4 protein-coding genes are annotated in these 6,000 nt (G+C 67.8%); 3 read left to right on the top strand and 1 reads right to left on the bottom strand.

The genetic code is table 11. The features are described 5' to 3' along the window. Positions 1-173: 173 nt before the first annotated feature. Positions 174-1,076, bottom strand: coding sequence for a LysR family transcriptional regulator (locus BSIN_RS18705; RefSeq protein ID WP_069235044.1), 903 nt, complete (start codon positions 1,074-1,076; stop codon positions 174-176). A 165-nt stretch (positions 1,077-1,241) separates the two neighbouring features. Between BSIN_RS18705 and BSIN_RS18700 the strand changes: the two genes are divergently transcribed. The 3 genes from BSIN_RS18700 to BSIN_RS18690 all read left to right on the top strand — a co-directional run bounded on the left by BSIN_RS18700 (position 1,242) and on the right by BSIN_RS18690 (position 5,815). Beyond that, entirely contained in the window at positions 1,242-3,368 is a 2,127-nt protein-coding gene (locus BSIN_RS18700; protein WP_089341552.1) for a 3-hydroxyacyl-CoA dehydrogenase NAD-binding domain-containing protein, read from the top strand. Positions 3,369-3,458: 90 nt separating this feature from the next. Continuing rightward, positions 3,459-4,658, top strand: a complete 1,200-nt coding sequence (locus BSIN_RS18695; RefSeq protein ID WP_089341551.1) for an acyl-CoA dehydrogenase family protein — start codon at positions 3,459-3,461, stop codon at positions 4,656-4,658. Between the two features lie 17 nt (positions 4,659-4,675). Further along, positions 4,676-5,815: an acyl-CoA dehydrogenase family protein gene (locus BSIN_RS18690; protein ID WP_089341550.1), complete on the top strand. Its 1,140-nt coding sequence runs from the start codon at positions 4,676-4,678 to the stop codon at positions 5,813-5,815. Positions 5,816-6,000: the final 185 nt, after the last annotated feature.

The following is a 6,000-nucleotide window of genomic DNA, read 5'->3' as shown; positions in this document are numbered from 1 at the left end:
GCGTTCACAGGATCGTTCGGGTTCCGTAAGAATGAAAGCGGATCGCGATCTGCCGGCAAGCGGCTTCTTGCTTCTTGTGCCGCTCAAAATACTATCAACCCACTGCTTCGGCAATATCGCGAGTCCCGAATGCACGGTCGCTCGAAACCGTTGGACATCGCCCGCATTGTCGGCTATTCGCCGCGTCCCGCGCCGCGTGCATGATCGAGCACGAAATCGATGAACGTCGACATGGCGCGCGTGTGATGCCGGTTCGGCATGGACAGCATATACATGTGCGTGCCGAAGATGCTGAGCCGGTACGCATCGAGCGTCGTGACGAGCGCGCCGCGCCGCACGTCGTCGTGGACGACGTAATCCGGCACGATGCCGACGCCAAGCCCGGCAAGAATCGCGTCGCGCAGGAACAGGAAATTCTCGGAGATCAGCGTCGGCTCGAGCAGAACTTCATGCCGCTCGTCGCCCAGGTAGGCGGCGACGCGCAATTGCCGGCCGATCACCGCCGCCGTGATGACGGGCGCGCCGAAAAGCTGGTCGAGTTCGGTCGGCATCGGGTGTGCCGCGGCGAAGCCCGGCGACGCGCACGCGACGTAACGCACCGCGCCCATGTCGCGCGCGACCAGGTTTTGCGGCGGCTCGGACATCACGCGCACCGCGATGTCGACTTCGTCGCGCATCAGATCCTCGACCCGGTTCTCGAACACGACGTCGAGCACGATGCCGGGGTAGCGCCGCTTGAAGGCGATCAGCCACGTAGACATCACAAGCTGCCCGTAGCCGCTTGGTACCGACAGCCTGACACGGCCTTGCAGATCCTGGCCGAGCGTGGTCACCGCCTCGCGCGCGGCGAACAGCTCATGCTGAATCCGGCGGCCGTGCTCGTAGAGCTTGAGCCCGATCTCGGTCGGCTCGATGCGCCGCGTGGTGCGCCGCACGAGTTGCAGCCCGATCGATTTCTCGAGCTGGTTGAGCCGGTAGCTGACGTTCGCGCGGCTCATCTTGAGTCGGCGCGCCGCCTTGCTGAGATTGCCTGCATCGAGGATGTCCACGAGCAGGGTGAGTGCGTTCAGATCCATTTTCGAACGTAGGACATAGCCGCCTTTGTCAAATTTTCTTTGACAGGTTGTAAAGGAATGCGGGAATTGTCAATCCATCTGGATCAATCGAGAATCGGGGCATACCCCGCGCGTGGCCGTGCCCGATCGCTGCCGCCGCGCGCCTCATTCAGCACGGAGACAAACATGACTCACCCATCAGCCGATGAAACCGGTACGGTCACGCACGAGCGGCGCGACAAGGTGCTCGTCGTCACGATCGATCATCCGCCCGTCAACGCGCTGTCCGCATCCGTGCGGCACGGTCTCGTGCACGCGCTCGACGCCGCGGCGGCCGACGCCGCCGTCGCGGCCGTGCTGATCGTGGGCGCGGGGCGCAACTTCATCGCGGGCGCCGACATTCGCGAGTTCGGCAAGCCGCCCGTGCCGCCGTTGCTGCCGGACGTGTGCAATCGGATCGAGGCCAGCGACAAGCCGGTTGTCGTCGCGCTGCACGGTGCGGTGCTCGGCGGCGGGCTCGAAATCGCGCTCGCCGCGCATTATCGGATCGCCATGCCGGGCGCGAAGCTCGGCCTGCCGGAAGTGCAGCTCGGTCTCTTGCCCGGTGCGGGCGGCACGCAGCGCACGCCGCGCCTGATCGGCGCGCGGGCCGCGCTCGATCTGATGCTGAGCGGCCGGCACGTTGCGGCGGGCGAGGCGCTCGCGCTCGGGCTCGTCGATCGCGTCGCGCAGAGCGACGACACGCTCGCCGAAGGCCTCGCATATGTTCACGAACTGCTCGCGGCCGGTGCGCCGGTGCGCCGCACGCGCGACGCGCAGGGGCTCGCGGACCGCGCGGCGGCCCAGGCGGCGCTCGACGCGGCGCGTGCCGATGTCGCGAAAAAAACGCGCGGGCTGTTGTCGCCGGGCAAGATCGTCGACGCGGTCGCCGCCGCGCTGACGCAGCCGTTCGACGAGGGGCTGCGCACCGAGCGCGCGTATTTTGCCGAGTGCGTCGCGAGTCCGCAGCGCGCCGGGCTCGTGCATGCGTTCTTCGCCGAGCGCGAGGCGGCGAAGTCGCCCGAGGCGCGCCGCAGTGCGCCGCGCCCGCTTGAGCGGATCGGCGTGGTCGGCGGCGGCACGATGGGCGCCGGGATCGCGTTGGCCGCGCTCGACGCGGGTTTGCCGGTGACGATGGTCGAGCGCGACGACGCATCGCTCGCGCGCGGCCGCGCGCATATCGAAAAGGTGTACGCAGGCCTCGTCGCGAAGGGGCGGATGACGGCAGGCGATCAAGCCGCGCGGCTCGCGCGTTTGGAAGGCAGCACGTCATACGACGCGCTCGCGCAAGCCGATGTCGTGATCGAGGCGGTATTCGAGGACATGGCGGTGAAGCAGGCCGTGTTCGCCGCGCTCGCTCGCGCGTGCAAGCCCGGCGCGGTGCTCGCGACCAACACGTCGTATCTGGACATCGATGCGCTCGCCGCGAGCACCGAGCGCGCATCCGACGTGATCGGGCTGCACTTCTTCTCGCCCGCGCACATCATGAAGCTGCTCGAAGTGGTGGTGCCGGCGAAGGCGGGCGCGGACGTCGTCGCGACCGCGTTCGCGCTTGCGAAAAAACTGCGCAAGACGCCGGTGCGCGCGGGCGTGTGCGACGGCTTTATCGGCAACCGCGTGCTCGCCGTCTACCGGATGGCCGCCGATCACATGATGGAGGACGGCGCGTCGCCGTATCAGATCGACCAGGCGATCCGCGCGTTCGGCTTTCCGATGGGGCCTTACCAGGTCGTCGATCTTGCGGGCGGCGATATCGGCTGGGCGGCGCGCAAGCGGCGCGCGTCGACGCGCGACCCGCGGCTGCGCTATGTCGAGATCGCCGACCGCTTGTGCGAGCGCGGCTGGTTCGGCCAGAAGACCGGGCGCGGCTTCTATCTGTATCCGGACGGCGCGCGTACCGGCGTGCCCGATCCGCAGGTGGAGGAGATCATCGACGCCGAGCGCGCGCGCAAGGGCGTCGTGCCGCGCGCGTTCACCGACGACGAGATCGTGCGCCGCTATCTGGCCGCGATGATCAACGAAGGCGCGAACGTCGTGCGCGAGCGCATCGCGCTGCGCCCGCTCGACGTCGACACGGTGTTCGTGCACGGCTACGGCTTTCCGCGCTACCGCGGCGGCCCGATGCATTACGCGGACACCGTGGGCCTGGCCAACGTGCTCGCCGACATCCGCGCGTTCGCGCGGGACGATCCGTTCTTCTGGCAGCCGTCGCCGCTGCTCGTCGAGCTGGTCGAGCGCGGCGAGAACTTCGCGAGCCTGAACCGTATCGACTGACGCCCCGGCTTCGTCGCCGAGCGGTGGCGCGCTCCCCGGCGAAACCGGGCGTCCGCTTGTGCAATTCAACACGCATTCGAGGCACGCCAGATGGATCTGAATTTCACCGCAGAAGAGGAAGCGTTTCGCGCCTGCGTACAGCGCTTTCTCGCCGACAAATTGCCGAAGCGCCTATCGAGCAAGGTCAAGGGCGGCTTGCGCCTGACGCGCGACGACATGCGCGAATGGCATGCGATTCTCAACGAGCAGGGCTGGCTCGCGAGCCATTGGCCGCGCGAGTGGGGAGGCCCCGGCTGGAGCGTCGCGCAGAAGTTTCTGTTCGACAACGAATGCGCGCTCGCCGGCGCGCCGCGGATCGTGCCGTTCGGCGTGAACATGCTCGGCCCGGTGCTGATCAAGTACGGCAGCGATGCGCAGAAGCGCTACTGGCTGCCGCGCATCCTCGACGGCACCGACTGGTGGTGCCAGGGCTACTCCGAGCCGGGCGCGGGCTCCGATCTCGCGTCGGTGCAAACGCGCGCGGTGCGCGACAGCGGCCATTACGTCGTCAACGGCCAGAAGACCTGGACCACGCTCGGCCACTACGCGAACATGATCTTCTGCCTCGTGCGCACCGCGAGCGGCGCGCGCAAGCAGGAAGGCATCAGTTTCCTGCTCGTCGACATGAATTCGCCCGGCGTCGAGGTGCGCCCGATCGTCACGCTCGACGGCGAGCACGAAGTCAACGAAGTGTTTTTCACCGACGTGCGCGTGCCGCTCGACAACCTCGTCGGCGAAGAGAACCACGGCTGGACCTATGCGAAGTATTTGCTGACTTACGAGCGCACCAATATCGCGGGCGTCGGCTTTTCGGTCGCGGCGCTCGACAGGCTGCGCGCGGTCGCGGCGAAAGTCGTGAAGAACGGCCGGCCGCTTGCCGACGACCCGCTCTTCGCCGCGCGGCTCGCGCGCGTCGAAATCGACCTCGAGAACATGAAGACGACCAACCTGCGCGTGCTCGCGTCGGTTGCGGGCGGCGGCGTGCCGGGGGCCGAGAGTTCGATGCTGAAGATACTCGGCACGCAGATCCGCCAGGAAATCACGTCGCTGATGCGCCGCGCGATGGGGCCGCACGCGCTGCCGTTCGTCGACGAGGCGCTCGACGGCGGCTACGACGGCGATGCGCCGGGCGGCCTGCCCGAAGCCGCGAGCGCGGCGATGCAGTATTTCAACAATCGCAAGCTGTCGATTTTCGGCGGCTCGAACGAAATCCAGAAGAACATTGTCGCGAAGACGATGCTCGGATTGTGACGAAGGAGCGCGCACACATGGACTTTCGACATACCGACGAGCGCCGGATGCTGGCCGACAGCCTGCAGCGCTTCATCGCCGAACAGTATCCGTTTGCCGTGCGCGACAGGATCGCGCGGTCGGACGCGGGCTACAGCGACGAGATGTGGCGGCGTTTCGCCGAGCTGGGCGCGATCGGCGCGCTCTTTACGCAAGATTGCGGCGGCTTCGGCGGCGCGGGCTTCGATATCGCGCTTGTGTTCGAATGTCTTGGGCGCGGGCTCGTCGTCGAGCCGTTCGCGGGCGCGCTGATGGCCGGGCGCGCGCTGGCCGAGGCCGGCGGCGCCGCGCACCGCCCGCTGCTCGACGCGCTGATCGACGGGCGCGCGATCGGCGCGTTCGCGCATACGGAGCCGGGCACGCACTACGAACTGCACACGGTGCGCACCCGCGCCGTGCACGACGGCTGCGCGTGGGTGCTCGACGGCGAAAAGGCCGTGGTCGATTGCGGCGAACACGCGACGTTCTATGTCGTCAGCGCGCGCGTGGCGGGCGCCGACGACGCGCCGGCGGGCCTCGCGCTGTTCGTCGTGCCGAAGGCGGCGCCGGGCCTGTCGGTGCGTGGCTATCGGAAGATCGACGGTGGCCGGGCGGCCGATTTGCGCTTCGAGCGCGTGGTGCTCGGCAGCGACGCGTTGCTCGGCGCGCCGGCCGGCGTGCCCGATGCGGGCGAACTGATCGAACGCACGATCGGCTACGGTCTGCTCGCGCTCGCGGCGCAGGCGCTTGGCGCGATGGACGCCGCCAAGGAATACACGCTCGATTATCTGCGCACGCGCAAGCAGTTCGGCGTGCCGATCGGCAGCTTCCAGGCGTTGCAGCACCGGATGGTCGATCTGCTGATCGAGATCGAGCAGGCGCGCTCGGCGGTGATCAACGCGGCCGCGCGGCTCGACGCACCACGTGCCGCGCGCGAGCGCGCGCTCGCCGCCGCGAAGTACAGCGTCGGCCGGATCGGCGCGCTCGTCGCGCAAGAGAGCATCCAGTTGCACGGCGGAATCGGGATGACGTGGGAACTGCCGCTGTCGCATTATGCGAAGCGGCTCGTGATGATCGACCATCAGCTCGGAGACGAGGATCATCATCTCGCGCGCTATATCGCATTGTCGAATGCGTGACGTGCGGGCAGGGCGCGAGCGCTAACGGCGCCGGGCATAAAGAGTGCGAATGTGCGCGGCGGTTGCCCCGGGCCGGGATGAGGAGCGGGCGGCCGAGCGCGCGCAACGGCGATTGCCGCGCACCGAAAAATCAGACAATATCGCGCGATCGTCCGATAATCCGGATCGATGGATTCCGGTTTTCC

This window comes from Burkholderia singularis, from assembly GCF_900176645.1.
In the GTDB taxonomy this organism is placed as follows: Bacteria; Pseudomonadota; Gammaproteobacteria; order Burkholderiales; family Burkholderiaceae; genus Burkholderia; species Burkholderia singularis.
Note: the sequence above shows the minus strand (reverse complement) of the source record. Positions and strands in the feature narration are given on the sequence as shown.

Bases quoted from the DNA above. Each gene is read 5' to 3' on its own strand.
- BSIN_RS18705 (WP_069235044.1), bottom strand. From the start codon at position 1,076: ATGGATCTGAACGCACTCACCCTGCTCGTGGACATCCTCGATGCAGGC.
- BSIN_RS18690 (WP_089341550.1), top strand. From the start codon at position 4,676: ATGGACTTTCGACATACCGACGAGCGCCGGATGCTGGCCGACAGCCTG.
- BSIN_RS18695 (WP_089341551.1), top strand. From the start codon at position 3,459: ATGGATCTGAATTTCACCGCAGAAGAGGAAGCGTTTCGCGCCTGCGTA.
- BSIN_RS18700 (WP_089341552.1), top strand. From the start codon at position 1,242: ATGACTCACCCATCAGCCGATGAAACCGGTACGGTCACGCACGAGCGG.